The following is a 13,463-nucleotide window of genomic DNA, read 5'->3' on the forward strand; positions in this document are numbered from 1 at the left end:
TTTTGTCCTATCATTAAGGGATGACTGAACGTATTGGGCTATTTGCCGACCTCCACAGTAATTTAGAGGCTTTTGATGCTTGTATGGCACGCGCCGAAGAGCTTGGAGTAACCCGGATGGTTTTTTTGGGTGACCTAGTGGGCTATAACGCCGACCCTGTCGCGCTCGTTGATCGCATTGCCGATCTCGTAGAAAACAAAAAAGCGATTGCCATTCTCGGCAACCATGATGAAGCTGTATTTAAGGATAGCCGCAGTCAAATGAACTCCAACGCAAATGCTGCTATTGAATGGACTAAGTCTCAACTTAATTCTGGCCATGTAGAGTTCCTTAAAAATCTTCCACTCATGGTTCAAGAAGATCAGATTTGTTTTGTCCACGCCTCCGCACATAATCCAGCTGACTGGAATTACATTACCGATAGTATGAGCGCTTGGCGCTGCGTACAAAACTCAGGGAAAAATTACACCTTTGTTGGTCATGCACACGAACAAGCTTTGTTTTATCAAAGTGCCGTTGGCAAACTCATACGTTTTGCGCCGCATCCTGGCGATGAAATTCCAGTACTACATCATCGCCAGTGGGTTGGAGTTGTGGGCTCACTTGGTCAACCCAGAGATGGCAATCCAGAGGCATGCTTCGCAGTTTTTGAACCCGAATCTGAAATGCTCACCTTTCATCGCACCCCTTACGATCACTTTACTGCTGCCGAAAAAGTGCGTCGCGCTGGACTGCCGGAAGATTTGGCTAATCGCCTCATTACAGGCAAGTAAGTCTAATGGCAATTAATACTGACATTGAAGCAGTAGACGATATATTTCAAGAAGGCAAAGTAGTTGATGGATTTACTTTGGGCAAAGAGGTTCATCGCGGCGGAATGGCTAGCCTCTTTTCAGCAACCAAAGAAGGTGTTGATGTCCCCATTCTGCTAAAGATTCCACGCGTTGGTAGAGACCAGCCGGTTGAGAGCTTGATCGGGTTTGAAACTGAATTGACCATCTTGCGCTCTCTTAAAAGCCCCTACGTTCCTAAATATTTGGGTTCCGGCAACATGGCCACACGCCCGTATATCGCAATGGAGAGGGTTGAAGGGCGACCCCTCGAGGACTACATCAAAGAAGGTAAAGTTTTTACGATCGATGAAGTTGTTCGCATCGGAGCGGATCTTGCACAAGCAGTTCAATCACTACACTCTCAAGATGCAATACATCTAGACATCAAGCCTGAAAATATTTTGGTTGATGACAAGGGCAAACTAACCCTCATAGATTTTGGCTTATCGCATCATGCTCGCTATCCAGATTTGCTTGCAGAAGAAATGCGTAAAGGCGTTGGATCCGCGCCTTATATCTCTCCGGAGCAAGTAGCTGGAATTCGTTCAGATTCGCGTAGTGATATTTTTTCTATCGGCGCAATCATGTATGAATTGCTAACCGGCGAACTACCATTTGGCAATCCACAATCAATGAGCGGCCTACGTAGACGAATGTGGGCTGAGCCGTTTCCACCACGGGCAATTCGCAGAGAGATTCCGCGCTGGCTTCAAGAGGTAGTGTTGAGATGTCTAGAACCTCGCGCAGTCGATCGCTACCAGAGCGCTGCTCGCTTACGACAAGTGTTGCGTGATCCTGAGGGCGTAACACTTACCGAACGGGCAGACCGTGTTGAGCCGCCTAGTTTTTGGCAAAACCTCAAGGGCATGTTCAAGGCCGCTGGCTACGAACCCTCTCCCAGTCCGCGTCCCAGCATGGGTAACTTTGATGCGCCTCTGATGATTGCTGCAATAGATACACGCCAATCTGATGAAGACTTAAGAGAGCGCATGCAAATTACCGCTAAAAACTTACTGCACGCCTATCCCGAAAGTCGATTGGTTTGCTTGAGCACCATTAGCAGCACTCCAACGTTCGAGGGCAACCAAGAAAATGAAACCGCCAGCGGAATTGTGCGCGGCCATTTAGTGCAACTCATGGATTGGGCCAAACCACTGAAGCTGCCACCAGAGAGAATCTCTTATCACGTGCTAGAAGCTCTTGATCCCGCCTCACGGATTGTTGAGTTTGCTAAAGATAATGATGCATCGCTTATTCTGATTGGCGCATCACATAAGCTACCCAACAAGGTAACGCCATGGAGAACCTCGATGACTAAGATTGTCGAAGAGGCTCCCTGCAGCGTTCATATTGTCAGAACTTAAGATGATTTCTATTGCCTCACCGCAGGCAGTAATTGACGGATAATGTAGGAATGGAAGAAAAAGTACGCGTCTCAAAATTACTCTCTGAGCTTGGTCTATGCTCACGTCGTGAAGCAGACTCATATATTGAACAAGGTCTAGTAACGGTAGATGGGGAAGTGGTTAATGAGTTAGGGGTTCGCGCTTTTCGTCATCAAAAAATTGAGTTGCAATCTGGTGCCAAGGCACAACAAGCCTCTCGCATCACCGTGATTTTAAATAAGCCTGTTGGATATATCTCTCATTACGACGATGAACAGGAATATCAACCCGCAGCCTCTTTAATCACCCCCGAAAATTACTTTGCTAGTCCACTAGACAAGGGTAGAAGTCCGCGCTTCAATACAAAGGGGCTAGCGCCCGCCGGAAGATTAGATATTGACTCTACTGGCATGCTGGTTCTGACTCAAGATGGCCGTATTGCTAAATTATTGATCGGCGAAAATAGCCCGATCGAAAAAGAATATTTAGTGCGCGTTGAAGGCTTACTTTCTTTCGAAGACTTAGATCGCCTAAGACATGGCCTCTCGCTAGACGGCGTAGAGCTAAAGCCGGCACAAGTGAGTTGGCAAAACGAAGATCAGCTTCGCTTTGTTTTGCGTGAAGGTCGTAAACGCCAAATCCGCAGAATGTGTGAGATGGTAGGCCTTAAGGTCTTGGGCCTCAAGCGCGTCAGAATGGGTCGCATCTCATTGGGGCCACTGCCCCCTGGTCAATGGCGCTATGTTGGCCCACATGAGCAGTTTTGAGTCTTCTTGGCACGCTTATAATTGCGTCCATTCATAGATTAATCAGCGCAGAATTACCATCGAAACCTCCACCCCCAGCACGCCAGGCGCAGAAGTACTTAGACGCCGCAGCTTTGCCATCATCTCTCACCCAGATGCGGGTAAAACTACGCTTACTGAAAAATTACTGCTCTATGCGGGCGCCATTCAAATTGCAGGCAGTGTTAAAGCACGTAAAGCAAGTCGACATGCAACCTCCGACTGGATGGAGATTGAAAAACAACGGGGCATTTCTGTAGCAAGCTCAGTGATGCAGATGGAATATCGCGATTGCATCATTAACTTGTTAGACACTCCGGGTCACCAAGATTTCTCAGAAGACACTTACCGAGTATTAACTGCGGTTGACTCTGCTCTTATGGTGATTGATGCTGCCAATGGCGTTGAATCTCAAACATTACGCTTGCTGGAAGTATGCCGCGCACGCAATACGCCTATTGTCACCTTCATCAACAAGATGGACCGTGAGGTAAAACCGCCAATGGAACTCATGGATGAAATCGAAACGGCTCTCGGCATTGAAGTGGTTCCATTTACTTGGCCAGTTGGCATGGGTAAATCTTTTGCTGGTGTGATCGATATTGCCAATATGCGGATGCGCATGTTCAAAGCCGGCGAAGATCGCGTCACTGAAGACTCCCATGCAGTGGTTGATGTGAATGATCCGGCCCTTAAAGAGCGCCTAGGTACTGACCTAGAGAATGCCTTGGCTGAAGTTGAACTTATTAAAGAAGCGATGCCTGCATTTGATTTAGAAGCCTTTTTGGCAGGGCGTCAGTCTCCAGTCTTCTTTGGTTCCGCAATCAATAACTTCGGCGTGCGGGAAATTCTGAACACACTAGTTGAATTAGCGCCTTCGCCAGGTTCACGCAAAGCATTGCAACGCGAAGTGAGTCCTGCAGAAAACAAATTCTCCGCAGTTGTCTTTAAGATTCAGGCCAACATGGATCCGGCACATCGTGACCGAGTGGCGTTTTTAAGAATCTGCTCTGGTCATTTTCAGCGCGGCATGAAGCTCAAGATATGTCGTAATGGCAAAGAGGTGCGTACCAATAATGCGCTTTCCTTCTTGTCACAACGACGCGATATTTTGGATGAAGCTTTTCCTGGCGACATTATTGGCTTACCCAATCATGGATTACTTCGCCTTGGCGACACATTAACCGAGGGCGAACAGCTCCAGTTCACTGGTCTGCCATTTTTTGCGCCTGAAATTTTCCGCATGGTTGAGTCTGCAGATCCACTGCGTTCAAAACAATTGCGAACTGGACTGATGCAATTAGGTGAAGAAGGTGCCATTCAAGTCTTTAGGCCAATGGCTGGCGGCACTATGCTACTGGGTGCATTTGGCCAGCTCCAGTTTGAAGTGGTTAGTCACCGACTCCAAACCGAATATGGCGCAGAGGTACGTCTATTGCCAGCTCGCTACAGCCTGGCGCGCTGGGTAAGCTCAGACGACCCTGTTGCGCTAAAGAAATTTACCCAAGAAAACATTCATCGCATGGCCGAAGATGTTGTAGGCGCATCCGTTTTCTTGGCATCGCATAAATCAGAATTAGACGTTGCTCAACAACGGTGGGAATCAATTCAATTCCACGCACTGAGAGAGCATGCCGGTCTAATTTATCAATCAGATTTAGCAGGCTAAACCAATCAACCGCTTCAATAAATTAACGCGGCGCTTTGCAATCAAACACAGCAACCAACTGAGTATCGCCGCTTCTGAATGAAGCCGTCTTGCCGTATTGGGCGCAATACGCATTTGCTTTTTTTGTTAACTGTTCAATCGATTCTCCGCTACTATTTAAGAAAGTAACGTGATTGGAGTCAGAAGCATCGGTATACACTGCAGCACAAGCGCTCAATATCAATATGCAGCTTACGCTAAGCATGAAATTTTTTAGTATTTTGTTCATTTAGAGTTGGCTCAGCTTTTGTAGAATCTTTCCAGTAATTTTGCTGGCAGCTGGTCTATAAATCAAAATGCAGACAATCGCTACTGGATAGGCCACCACCCAAACCTCAAGCCACAGCCAAAAGAAATTTTCCGTTGGGCCAACTCGTACAAAAGTAGTGGCAAGCGTAATGCTCAGGGACATTAAGAAGCCCATTACAAGGGCAAAAACTAAACTGGGTAAATTCATCATGGTTACATCATAGCTTCTGCAGGCGTTAACTGTTATTCTGGATTGTGATCACTATTGTGCGCCCTAGATAGGGGAATCTCTGAAGCAAGCCTTGAGATTCATCATTCCATTACTCTAGGAAATTTATGGCTGTAGGCCAAAATCAAAGAACCAGAAAAAACGACTCTATGCTTACCAAAACTGGTAAAGCGCGCTTAGGGCCCCTTAACTCAGCACAGCTTACTAAGTTATTAGAAGCAAGCACAAAACCAAAAGAGAAAAGCAAAATATTGCGAGCTCTTAGCAAACATAAAGTTGTAGTTGCGTAATTAAAAAGCCCCGCTAATCGGGGCTTTTTAATTTCATCATCATCCAAAAATTAAACGTAAAATTTATTACACTCTTCTTACCAACATCCTCTTTCCCAGTATGACTGTAGAGACCACCAAAACTGCAAAGATTAAGTTCATGACTGTGAGCGGATCTCCAAGCAAAATGCTAGCTGCCACTAAAGTGCAAAACGGTTGAATGAGCTGCACTTGGCTGACCCTTGCAATGCCGCCAATTGCAAGACCTTCATACCAAAAGAAGAACCCAAGAAACATGGGAAATAGGCTGAGATAGACAAAGCTAGTCCATGCCACTGTGCCTGCGTATATATATTCTGGGCTATACGTCAGCCAAGTCATCACCAGATTTACCGGCAATGAAATTACCAATGCCCATGAAATTACCGCGCGCGGGTTCATTTTTCTTGACAACTCGCCGCCCTCTACATAGCCAATGCATGCACTGATGCCGCCCAAGACTAACAGTCCATCAATATAGGTAAAGCTTCCCGAACTCTTGAGCAAGGCATATAAAACAACCAAGCCAGCCCCCAACAGAGACACCAGCCAAAAACCCAATGAGGGTCTCTCCTTAAAACGCAAAACCCCAATCACCGTTGTAGCAAGCGGCATCATTCCTAAAATAACGGCGCCATGAGAGGAGGAGCCTTGGGTCATTGCAACAGTAGTAAAAATAGGAAATCCAAATACAACCCCTAAAGCTATTACAACAAACTTTACAAAATCGACCTTGGAAGGCATTTTCTCTTTTTTATAAGAAAGATAGGCGAGCGCGACAAGCCCTGCCAAACTTGCTCTACCAAAGGCAATGAAATAAGGGTTGAAGCTTAAAACAGCAATTTTGCTAACTGGCAGCGTTAAGCTAAAAATCAGAATGCCAATAAAGCCAATCAACATTCCTTTGGTTTCTTTGTTCACCATCACCCTTTTTCTTGTATTGAATGAATTGTATTAACAATCGACCGCAGGTGGGCTGTAATATTCAACAACTGCCTATGAAATTCAACGCCCATATAAAAGCTATTTATCTTGCGAACTCCGCTGGAGCAAAGATGCAATCTGCTAACTCCGCCAAACTCATTGCTGGCATAGGCATTGAGGGAGACCGCTATGCCATGGGCACTGGAGCATATTCTGCAACGGAGCCTGCTAAGGTACGCCACATCAGCTTAATTAGCCTATCAGACATTGAAACGGCTAATGAATGGCTAAAAGCTGGTGATGAGCCCACTTTTGACGCTGCAGAGACACGCCGAAATATCGCACTTGAGGGCATCACTGCAGCCGAACTCAATGGCCTGGTAGGCAAGCGATTTCAGTTAGGGGACATTCAAATGCTGGGCACTGAACTTTGCACTCCGTGCGAAAGACCCGCTCAACTACTCAGTAGACCAAGCTTCATGGATGCATTTGAAGGACGCGGAGGGATTCGTGCTGAGGTATTAAGTTCTGGAGTCCTAGCCATAGGTGATCAGCTATCCACAGAGAAAGAAAAATGATTGAATACCGCGACAACGCCACTATTACTACTGAGCAAGCGATAGATCTTTACAAACGCTCAACTCTTGGAGAGCGTCGCCCTATTCACAATGTACAAACCTTTGAGGCCATGCTCAAAAATGCCAACCTTACAATTACAGCATGGGATGGTGAAACTTTAGTAGGCATTTCTAGGTCCTTAACGGACTTTGCTTATGTGGCATACCTTGCAGACTTAGCGGTCGATCAAAAATATCAACGCTCAGGAATTGGTAAGCGACTGATTGAAGAAACCAAATCTCGACTTGGCCCTGAATGCATGATTGTCCTGTTAGCCGCGCCCAAGGCAAACGAATACTACGAGCACATTGGCTTTGAACATAATCCGCGCGCCTGGACTCTAAAAAATAATTAAGTCTTTATCATTGCGGCATGACCATTACTCGATTTTGTTTAGTTCGCCATGGTGAGACAGACTGGAATGCCGAGCGTCGCCTTCAGGGCCATACAGATATAGACCTAAATGCTCGCGGCTTGGCGCAAGCCGAGCAAATGGCGCACGCCATCAAAAGAATTAATCTTGCATTTGATGTTTTATATACAAGCGACCTCCAAAGAGCTGCCAAAACAGCAAAAGCGATTGAACAATTATTTGCCACATCGGCCATTACCAATGCGGAGCTTAGAGAGCGACACCTTGGAGCGCTGCAAGGCCTCACCACCGATGAAGCGCCTCAACTCGAGCCAGACCTTTGGAAGTCTCATCTGAGCAGAAATATTACTGAGGAATTACGTGGCGGAGAAAGTATTCAACAATTTGCAGATCGTATTAACGCCGCTCTCGAGAAAATCCGCGAAAAATATCTTGGAAAAACAGTTTTATTGGTGAGCCATGGCGGCGCATTAGACATGATGTACAGAATCGCAAGCAATCAAGCCTTAGACGCTGAAAAAGCTGTTGCCGTACCTAATGCCTCCCTCAACTGGATCAGTCATGATGGGTATACATGGAAAGTGGACGGCTGGGCCGATACTAGCCACCTAGAAAATTTAGCGCTAGATAATTTAGACCTCTAAAGACTAAATTATCTGGTCCTTTTAATCAATAAGCCACCCTAGGGTGGCTTATTATTTTTGTGCTTACTTAGCGTGCTGTAATTTATTTTGATCTGATACACAAAAATCAACGATTACATCAGCAAAGCTTAAGTAACGAGAATTACTTTTTCTGAAGCGATCAATTTCTGCAGCCAGGGGCGAAGCAACGCCTTTAAAGCCAGCATCTTCGTAGCCAGGGTGATATGGAGCCTCTTCAACAAATTTGTTTGTCATACATTTACCTTAATAAGTTAGCACCCAAAAATGAAAATTGATTTTGAGAAATATCGATGTTTTAAATACCGCATTTGCGACAAGAAAAAAACGGCAACCTATTCGATCAGAATGTGCATAGAGACTCTCCCAAAGCGGACCATCGCTCACGGACTATCGCCGCGCTAACGGATGCCGCTCCCCCTGTCCTTGATACCTGAGAGATTCACCCTAAGCGTAGCTTAGGGCTTGCTCCTTCGGTGCACCATAAAAATGGTGACTCTCCAGACGGCTGTTTAGGATAAGCAGTACCTTCCTGGTGGATACCTGAGCGTTCATGGGAGTTTGCGCCTTCGGTGGAGGGAAGTCCCTCACTCTCCTGCTTATGAAAATTATAACCGAATGATAGTTTTATCAAACTAGTGATTTGTACCAATGCACACTAAAAAGCCATCGCCAAAATAGATAGTCCCGAGATCAACATGACCAGCTCCATCAGCAATAAAAATTTATCTTCTGGCAATGCCAACACTATTTTTTTGGAAAAAATTGAGCCAGCCAAAACACAAACTCCAATTAGAAGTCCCTGCATGATAGCCATCATGTTCAAAAATCCTAGCTGGTGAAATGCTATGCCCTTGGTAAATAAAATTGAAAGGGTGCTTGCTGCCTCCGTGCCCAAAAAGGCACCTTTACTTAAGCCATACGCCAAAAAGAATGGGGTATTGATTGCTCCGGTAGTAGCGACAATGCCTGTCAAGTAACCGATGATGGCGCCAACCAAGCCCATCTGCCAAAGCTTTAAATAAAAATTCTTTTTTCGCATCCAGCGGCGGATTGGAACTAACAAAATTAGAAAACCGCCCAAAGTCATTTCGACCAATCGCTCATCAAGCCGCACTAAAGTATTCACACCCAACACCGTGAATGGTATTGCTGTAAAACTATAGGCAATACAAACGCGCCACTGAATGAGATTCCACCACAAAAAAATACGCGAGAGATTGGCTACGGTTGCAACCAAAGCAATAACAGGAATTGCCTGAATAGGCCCATAAAAATAAACGAGAGCGGGCATTAGGATGATAGTGGTGCCAAAGCCAATGACACCACCCAAAACTCCGGCGCCCAGACCGAGCGAACCCAGGACTAGAGCCTGAAGAATCAGATCAGGCAAGCTTACTCATCTCAAATTATCAACAGTGGGTGACTAAATAAATACCCAGTCAATCCTTTAGCGACCGCCCTGGCAATCTAGCGGCATTTCCCACATGGGCTTACCTTGAGAATAGTTACAGTTAACCCCATCAGGAGAGGTTGTGCTGGCAAGACAGCCTGTTAGAGCCATAGCAACTAAAGTCGATGTACTAGTAAGAAGTAATTTTTTCATGATTTTTTATCCCGATTGAATGTATGAAATCCACTCTATTAGATATCCAATTTATAGCAGAACTTTTGTTAAAAAAACTGCCCGCGGGCGGTCTTAGAATTCCTCACCAGGAAAATTAAACGTGAATTGAATGATCCCTATGCAACCAGGCTATACAAGGGCCAGCCTACATTGAGGATTGCCAATGTAATGAGAGTCCCAAAAGTAAATTTCATTCCCAATACACGACTACTAAAGTTGGGCGGCGGCTCATTAATACCTTTGGCATGAATTAAGCGCCCAATGATTAAAGCGATGCCGGGAAGAATTACAAGCCACCAAGGGGCGCCATTTAACTCAAGACAAGCAATCAAAATGAGTCCAATTGGCACATACTCGGCAAAGTTACCTTGAGCGCGAATAGCTCTTTCAAGATCGTCGTAACCTCCACTTCCTAGGCTAACTTTATTTTTTCTTCTAAGGCCAATTACCGCAAAAGAAAGCTTTACGAAAATAATAGTCAAGATTGCGGCAATAATTGAAGTCATTAGCAACATTTATTTCTCCTTAAATAACTTCCAAAACTTTGCTTAAAGAATTTCCTTCGTAGTTTGGTTTTTCGCCAATCTCTTCAAAAGGATGGCCAAGACGATTGACCCAAAATACATCAAATCCATACCACTTAGCGGCTAGCGCATCCCAGGCATTGCTTGAGACAAACAAGATCTCTTCTTTCTTCACTGGAAAAGCTTTTAATAAAAGTTCGTAAGCCTGCGGCGCCGTTTTAAACAAACGCACATCCTCAATCGTGACAACCTTATCCAGGTATGGCGCTAGGCCATTACTTTCGACCACTGTTGCCAACATCTCTCTACTACCGTTAGACAGAATTGCGGTGGAAATTCCCATATCCTTAATCGCTTTAAGAACGCTTAAGCTATCGTTAAAGCCAGTGAGCTTGGCATACTGATTCATGAGTCGCTTCTCACATTCTGCTGTGAGATTTAATTCCATGCGCTTACAAACATAGCGAAGCGAACGAATGGTTAATTCCCAGAATGGCAGATAGTGTTTGCTGCCACCCGGATTGGGATCGCTCATCGTAACTAAGCGGGTATATTCAATTTGACGATCGCGCCACATTAAAGCAAAAGCTTGTCCGTGGCCAGGAAATAATTCTTCCGCCAACTGGCCCATCGAGTACACATCAAACAATGTTCCATAGGCATCAAAGGCTACCAGCTTATACATGCAGTCTCCAGCTTTTTATTATGAGTTTCTATTGTCGCTTAATGGCCTTGAGGTCCGTGAGTGATGGAAGCGACTACGTTCCTTATTGAAATAGGGGCTACTTTAATACCGGTTTTATTATCAATTTTTTCGATCAATAAGTTCAATTTAATTCATTTGACTAATGATCTATCTAAGAACAAGATGAGTTCGTAGCAAGCAATAAGTAAGCGCCTAAAACTGGGGAAAGATTATTAATAATTTTTAACAAGGAGGGCATGTCATGAGCATTCTCATTACATATATGGCGGGCGAATAAAAATACTGTCTAGTACACAGACTATTTATAGCTTTATCAGTTAATCTGAACGACAGAGATTAACAAATCAAATTATTAGTTATCTAAAAGGAGATCAATATGACATCAAAGGGAATATGCCCAGTAGCACACGGAGCAAATACAGAGTCTGGCAATACTCCAATGGCATGGTGGCCTAAGTCACTTAATCTCGATATTCTGCATCAGCACGATACCAAGACCAACCCGATGGGGCCATCATTCAATTATCGCGATGAATTAAAAAAGCTAGATGTGAGCGCGCTCAAAAAAGATATGCGAGAGCTCATGACAAATAGCCAAGATTGGTGGCCAGCCGACTGGGGGCACTATGGTGGTCTCATGATTCGGATGGCATGGCACTCGGCCGGCAGCTATCGTATCGCCGATGGTCGCGGCGGAGCCGGCACTGGCAATCAACGTTTTGCGCCGCTCAATTCGTGGCCTGACAACACCAATTTAGATAAGGCTCGCAGGCTTTTATGGCCCATCAAGAAAAAATATGGCAACAAGGTAAGCTGGGCAGATTTAATGATTCTTGCCGGCACAATTGCTTACGAATCCATGGGGCTAAAAACTTTTGGCTTCTCATTTGGACGTGAAGATATCTGGCATCCAGAAAAAGATATCTACTGGGGATCAGAAAAAGAATGGCTACAAAAAAGCGGCGGGGAAGGTAGTCGCTATTCCGGCGAACGCGATTTAGCTAACCCGCTTGCAGCAGTGATGATGGGCTTGATTTACGTTAACCCAGAAGGTGTTGATGGCAATCCGGATCCGCTGAAAACAGCCAAAGATATGCGGGTCACATTCGCTCGCATGGCCATGAATGATGAAGAAACTGTTGCACTGACGGCGGGTGGCCATACAGTGGGCAAAGCACATGGTAACGGTAACGCTGCAAATCTTGGGCCTGCACCAGAAGGGGCGCCAATTGAAGAGCAGGGCCTCGGCTGGATGAATCGCAAGACTCGTGGCATCGGTAGAGATACCGTTACCAGCGGTATTGAGGGCGCATGGACCACCCATCCAACTCAATGGGATAACGGCTATTTCCACTTATTACTCAATTACGAATGGAATCTCACCAAGAGTCCTGCGGGCGCCTGGCAATACGAGCCAGTCAACATCAAAGAAGAAGATAAGCCTGTTGATGTTGAAGACCCATCCATTCGTTGCATGCCGATGATGACTGATGCCGATATGGCTCTCAAAATGGATCCTGAATATCGCAAAATTTCCGAGAAGTTTTCAAAAGATCCTGCGTATTTTTCAGAGACTTTTGCAAGAGCATGGTTTAAGTTAACCCACCGAGATATGGGTCCTAAAGCAAGATACTTTGGCCCAGACGTCCCTAAGGAAAGCTTGATTTGGCAAGATCCTATTCCGGTCGGCCCAAAAGACTATGGGGTTGAAGCGATTAAAACGAAGATCAAAGCTAGCGGCTTATCCATCAGCGATATGGTGACAACGGCATGGGATAGTGCTCGCACCTTCCGAGGCTCAGACAAACGCGGCGGAGCTAATGGCGCGCGCATTCGTCTGGCACCTCAAAAAGATTGGGTTGGCAACGAGCCCGATCGCTTAGCAAGGGTGCTGAGTGTGTATGAAAAAATCTCCAAAGACTCTGGTGTAAGCATTGCTGACATCATTGTTCTCGCCGGAAATATTGGCATAGAACAAGCAGCGAAGGCTGGAGGATTTGATATCAAAGTGCCATTTAAGGCTGGTCGTGGAGATGCCGCTCAAGAAATGACTGATGTTGAATCTTTCGAAGTTCTAGAAGCATTGGCTGATGGTTATCGGAATTGGCTGAAAGAAAACTATGCAGTCACTCCTGAAGAGCTGTTACTTGACCGCACCCAATTAATGGGTCTCACTGCCCAAGAAATGACAGCGCTTGTTGGTGGCATGCGCGCACTTGGTACAAATCATGGCGGCACTCAACATGGAGTATTTACGGACAAGCCCGGCGTATTGAGTAATGATTTCTTTGTGAATCTCACTGACATGAGTTACTCATGGAAGCCAACCGGCCGCAATAGCTATGACATCGTTGAGCGCATTACTGGCAAAACCAAGTGGACTGCTACACGAGTGGACTTGGTGTTTGGGTCAAACTCTATACTGCGTGCATATGCTGAAGTCTATGCACAAGACGACAACAAAGAAAAGTTTGTGAATGACTTTGTTGCTGCATGGACCAAAGTCATGAACGCAGATATGTTTGAGTAGTT

16 protein-coding genes and 1 riboswitch are annotated in these 13,463 nt (G+C 45.5%); of the genes, 8 read left to right on the forward strand and 8 right to left on the reverse strand.

Annotated elements, in window-relative coordinates; translation table 11 throughout:
- Positions 1-20: 20 nt before the first annotated feature.
- From JaK3_RS01230 to JaK3_RS01245, 4 genes are read left to right on the forward strand one after another with little or no spacing between them, the layout of a single operon-like run.
- Positions 21-773, forward strand: a complete 753-nt coding sequence (locus tag JaK3_RS01230) for a metallophosphoesterase family protein (RefSeq protein WP_068319878.1) — start codon at positions 21-23, stop codon at positions 771-773.
- Positions 774-778: 5 nt separating this feature from the next.
- A complete protein-coding gene (locus JaK3_RS01235; protein WP_068319881.1) occupies positions 779-2,197 on the forward strand; it encodes a serine/threonine protein kinase in 1,419 nt (472 codons plus the stop codon).
- A 50-nt stretch (positions 2,198-2,247) separates the two neighbouring features.
- Positions 2,248-2,985, forward strand: a complete 738-nt coding sequence (locus JaK3_RS01240; RefSeq protein WP_068319885.1) for a pseudouridine synthase — start codon at positions 2,248-2,250, stop codon at positions 2,983-2,985.
- 58 nt (positions 2,986-3,043) lie between these two features.
- Positions 3,044-4,672, forward strand: a complete 1,629-nt coding sequence (locus tag JaK3_RS01245; protein WP_068319888.1) for a peptide chain release factor 3 — start codon at positions 3,044-3,046, stop codon at positions 4,670-4,672.
- 22 nt (positions 4,673-4,694) lie between these two features.
- On the opposite strand, the gene JaK3_RS01250 is transcribed toward JaK3_RS01245, so the two are convergent.
- The 3 genes from JaK3_RS01250 to JaK3_RS01265 all read right to left on the reverse strand — a co-directional run bounded on the left by JaK3_RS01250 (position 4,695) and on the right by JaK3_RS01265 (position 6,421).
- Positions 4,695-4,916, reverse strand: coding sequence for a hypothetical protein (locus tag JaK3_RS01250; RefSeq protein ID WP_068319892.1), 222 nt, complete (start codon positions 4,914-4,916; stop codon positions 4,695-4,697).
- Positions 4,917-4,940: 24 nt separating this feature from the next.
- On the reverse strand, positions 4,941-5,171 hold the full coding sequence (locus tag JaK3_RS01255) for a DUF2798 domain-containing protein (RefSeq protein WP_068319900.1): 231 nt from the start codon (positions 5,169-5,171) through the stop codon (positions 4,941-4,943).
- A gap of 374 nt (positions 5,172-5,545) precedes the next feature.
- Positions 5,546-6,421 (reverse strand): DMT family transporter, encoded by an 876-nt coding sequence (locus JaK3_RS01265; protein WP_240480847.1) that lies wholly within the window; start codon positions 6,419-6,421, stop codon positions 5,546-5,548.
- 131 nt (positions 6,422-6,552) lie between these two features.
- On the opposite strand from JaK3_RS01265, the gene JaK3_RS01270 reads away from it, so the two are divergent.
- Genes JaK3_RS01270 through JaK3_RS01280 form a run of 3 tightly spaced genes read left to right on the forward strand, consistent with a single transcriptional unit; the run spans position 6,553 to position 8,056 of the window.
- Entirely contained in the window at positions 6,553-6,999 is a 447-nt protein-coding gene (locus JaK3_RS01270; RefSeq protein WP_068320650.1) for an MOSC domain-containing protein, read from the forward strand.
- Positions 6,996-7,394 (forward strand): GNAT family N-acetyltransferase, encoded by a 399-nt coding sequence (locus JaK3_RS01275; RefSeq protein WP_068319914.1) that lies wholly within the window; start codon positions 6,996-6,998, stop codon positions 7,392-7,394. Before JaK3_RS01270 ends, JaK3_RS01275 begins: the two co-directional genes overlap by 4 nt.
- Positions 7,395-7,411: 17 nt before the next feature.
- Entirely contained in the window at positions 7,412-8,056 is a 645-nt protein-coding gene (locus JaK3_RS01280; protein WP_068319918.1) for a histidine phosphatase family protein, read from the forward strand.
- Between the two features lie 63 nt (positions 8,057-8,119).
- On the opposite strand, the gene JaK3_RS01285 is transcribed toward JaK3_RS01280, so the two are convergent.
- The 5 genes from JaK3_RS01285 to JaK3_RS01300 all read right to left on the reverse strand — a co-directional run bounded on the left by JaK3_RS01285 (position 8,120) and on the right by JaK3_RS01300 (position 10,910).
- Positions 8,120-8,311: a hypothetical protein gene (locus tag JaK3_RS01285; RefSeq protein ID WP_068319924.1), complete on the reverse strand. Its 192-nt coding sequence runs from the start codon at positions 8,309-8,311 to the stop codon at positions 8,120-8,122.
- A gap of 173 nt (positions 8,312-8,484) precedes the next feature.
- A riboswitch (glycine riboswitch) is annotated at positions 8,485-8,588 on the reverse strand.
- Positions 8,589-8,732: 144 nt separating this feature from the next.
- Positions 8,733-9,467: a sulfite exporter TauE/SafE family protein gene (locus JaK3_RS01290; protein WP_068319927.1), complete on the reverse strand. Its 735-nt coding sequence runs from the start codon at positions 9,465-9,467 to the stop codon at positions 8,733-8,735.
- 57 nt (positions 9,468-9,524) lie between these two features.
- A complete protein-coding gene (locus tag JaK3_RS10725) occupies positions 9,525-9,680 on the reverse strand; it encodes a hypothetical protein (protein ID WP_167345981.1) in 156 nt (51 codons plus the stop codon).
- Positions 9,681-9,817: 137 nt separating this feature from the next.
- Positions 9,818-10,216: an MAPEG family protein gene (locus tag JaK3_RS01295; protein ID WP_068319930.1), complete on the reverse strand. Its 399-nt coding sequence runs from the start codon at positions 10,214-10,216 to the stop codon at positions 9,818-9,820.
- Positions 10,217-10,226: 10 nt separating this feature from the next.
- Positions 10,227-10,910, reverse strand: coding sequence for a haloacid dehalogenase type II (locus JaK3_RS01300; protein ID WP_068319932.1), 684 nt, complete (start codon positions 10,908-10,910; stop codon positions 10,227-10,229).
- A 397-nt stretch (positions 10,911-11,307) separates the two neighbouring features.
- Here JaK3_RS01300 and katG point away from each other — a divergent pair, with 397 nt between their 5' ends.
- Positions 11,308-13,461, forward strand: a complete 2,154-nt coding sequence (katG, locus tag JaK3_RS01305; RefSeq protein ID WP_068319934.1) for a catalase/peroxidase HPI — start codon at positions 11,308-11,310, stop codon at positions 13,459-13,461.
- Positions 13,462-13,463: the final 2 nt, after the last annotated feature.

Origin of the sequence: Polynucleobacter yangtzensis (assembly GCF_001595965.1) — a bacterium.
In the GTDB taxonomy this organism is placed as follows: Bacteria; Pseudomonadota; Gammaproteobacteria; order Burkholderiales; family Burkholderiaceae; genus Polynucleobacter; species Polynucleobacter yangtzensis.

Bases quoted from the DNA above. Each gene is read 5' to 3' on its own strand.
- JaK3_RS01230 (WP_068319878.1), top strand. From the start codon at position 21: ATGACTGAACGTATTGGGCTATTTGCCGACCTCCACAGTAATTTAGAG.
- JaK3_RS01235 (WP_068319881.1), top strand. From the start codon at position 779: ATGGCAATTAATACTGACATTGAAGCAGTAGACGATATATTTCAAGAA.
- JaK3_RS01240 (WP_068319885.1), top strand. From the start codon at position 2,248: ATGGAAGAAAAAGTACGCGTCTCAAAATTACTCTCTGAGCTTGGTCTA.
- JaK3_RS01250 (WP_068319892.1), bottom strand. From the start codon at position 4,916: ATGCTTAGCGTAAGCTGCATATTGATATTGAGCGCTTGTGCTGCAGTG.
- JaK3_RS01255 (WP_068319900.1), bottom strand. From the start codon at position 5,171: ATGATGAATTTACCCAGTTTAGTTTTTGCCCTTGTAATGGGCTTCTTA.
- JaK3_RS01265 (WP_240480847.1), bottom strand. From the start codon at position 6,421: ATGGTGAACAAAGAAACCAAAGGAATGTTGATTGGCTTTATTGGCATT.
- JaK3_RS01270 (WP_068320650.1), top strand. From the start codon at position 6,553: ATGCAATCTGCTAACTCCGCCAAACTCATTGCTGGCATAGGCATTGAG.
- JaK3_RS01275 (WP_068319914.1), top strand. From the start codon at position 6,996: ATGATTGAATACCGCGACAACGCCACTATTACTACTGAGCAAGCGATA.
- JaK3_RS01280 (WP_068319918.1), top strand. From the start codon at position 7,412: ATGACCATTACTCGATTTTGTTTAGTTCGCCATGGTGAGACAGACTGG.
- JaK3_RS01285 (WP_068319924.1), bottom strand. From the start codon at position 8,311: ATGACAAACAAATTTGTTGAAGAGGCTCCATATCACCCTGGCTACGAA.
- JaK3_RS10725 (WP_167345981.1), bottom strand. From the start codon at position 9,680: ATGAAAAAATTACTTCTTACTAGTACATCGACTTTAGTTGCTATGGCT.
- JaK3_RS01295 (WP_068319930.1), bottom strand. From the start codon at position 10,216: ATGTTGCTAATGACTTCAATTATTGCCGCAATCTTGACTATTATTTTC.
- JaK3_RS01300 (WP_068319932.1), bottom strand. From the start codon at position 10,910: ATGTATAAGCTGGTAGCCTTTGATGCCTATGGAACATTGTTTGATGTG.
- katG (WP_068319934.1), top strand. From the start codon at position 11,308: ATGACATCAAAGGGAATATGCCCAGTAGCACACGGAGCAAATACAGAG.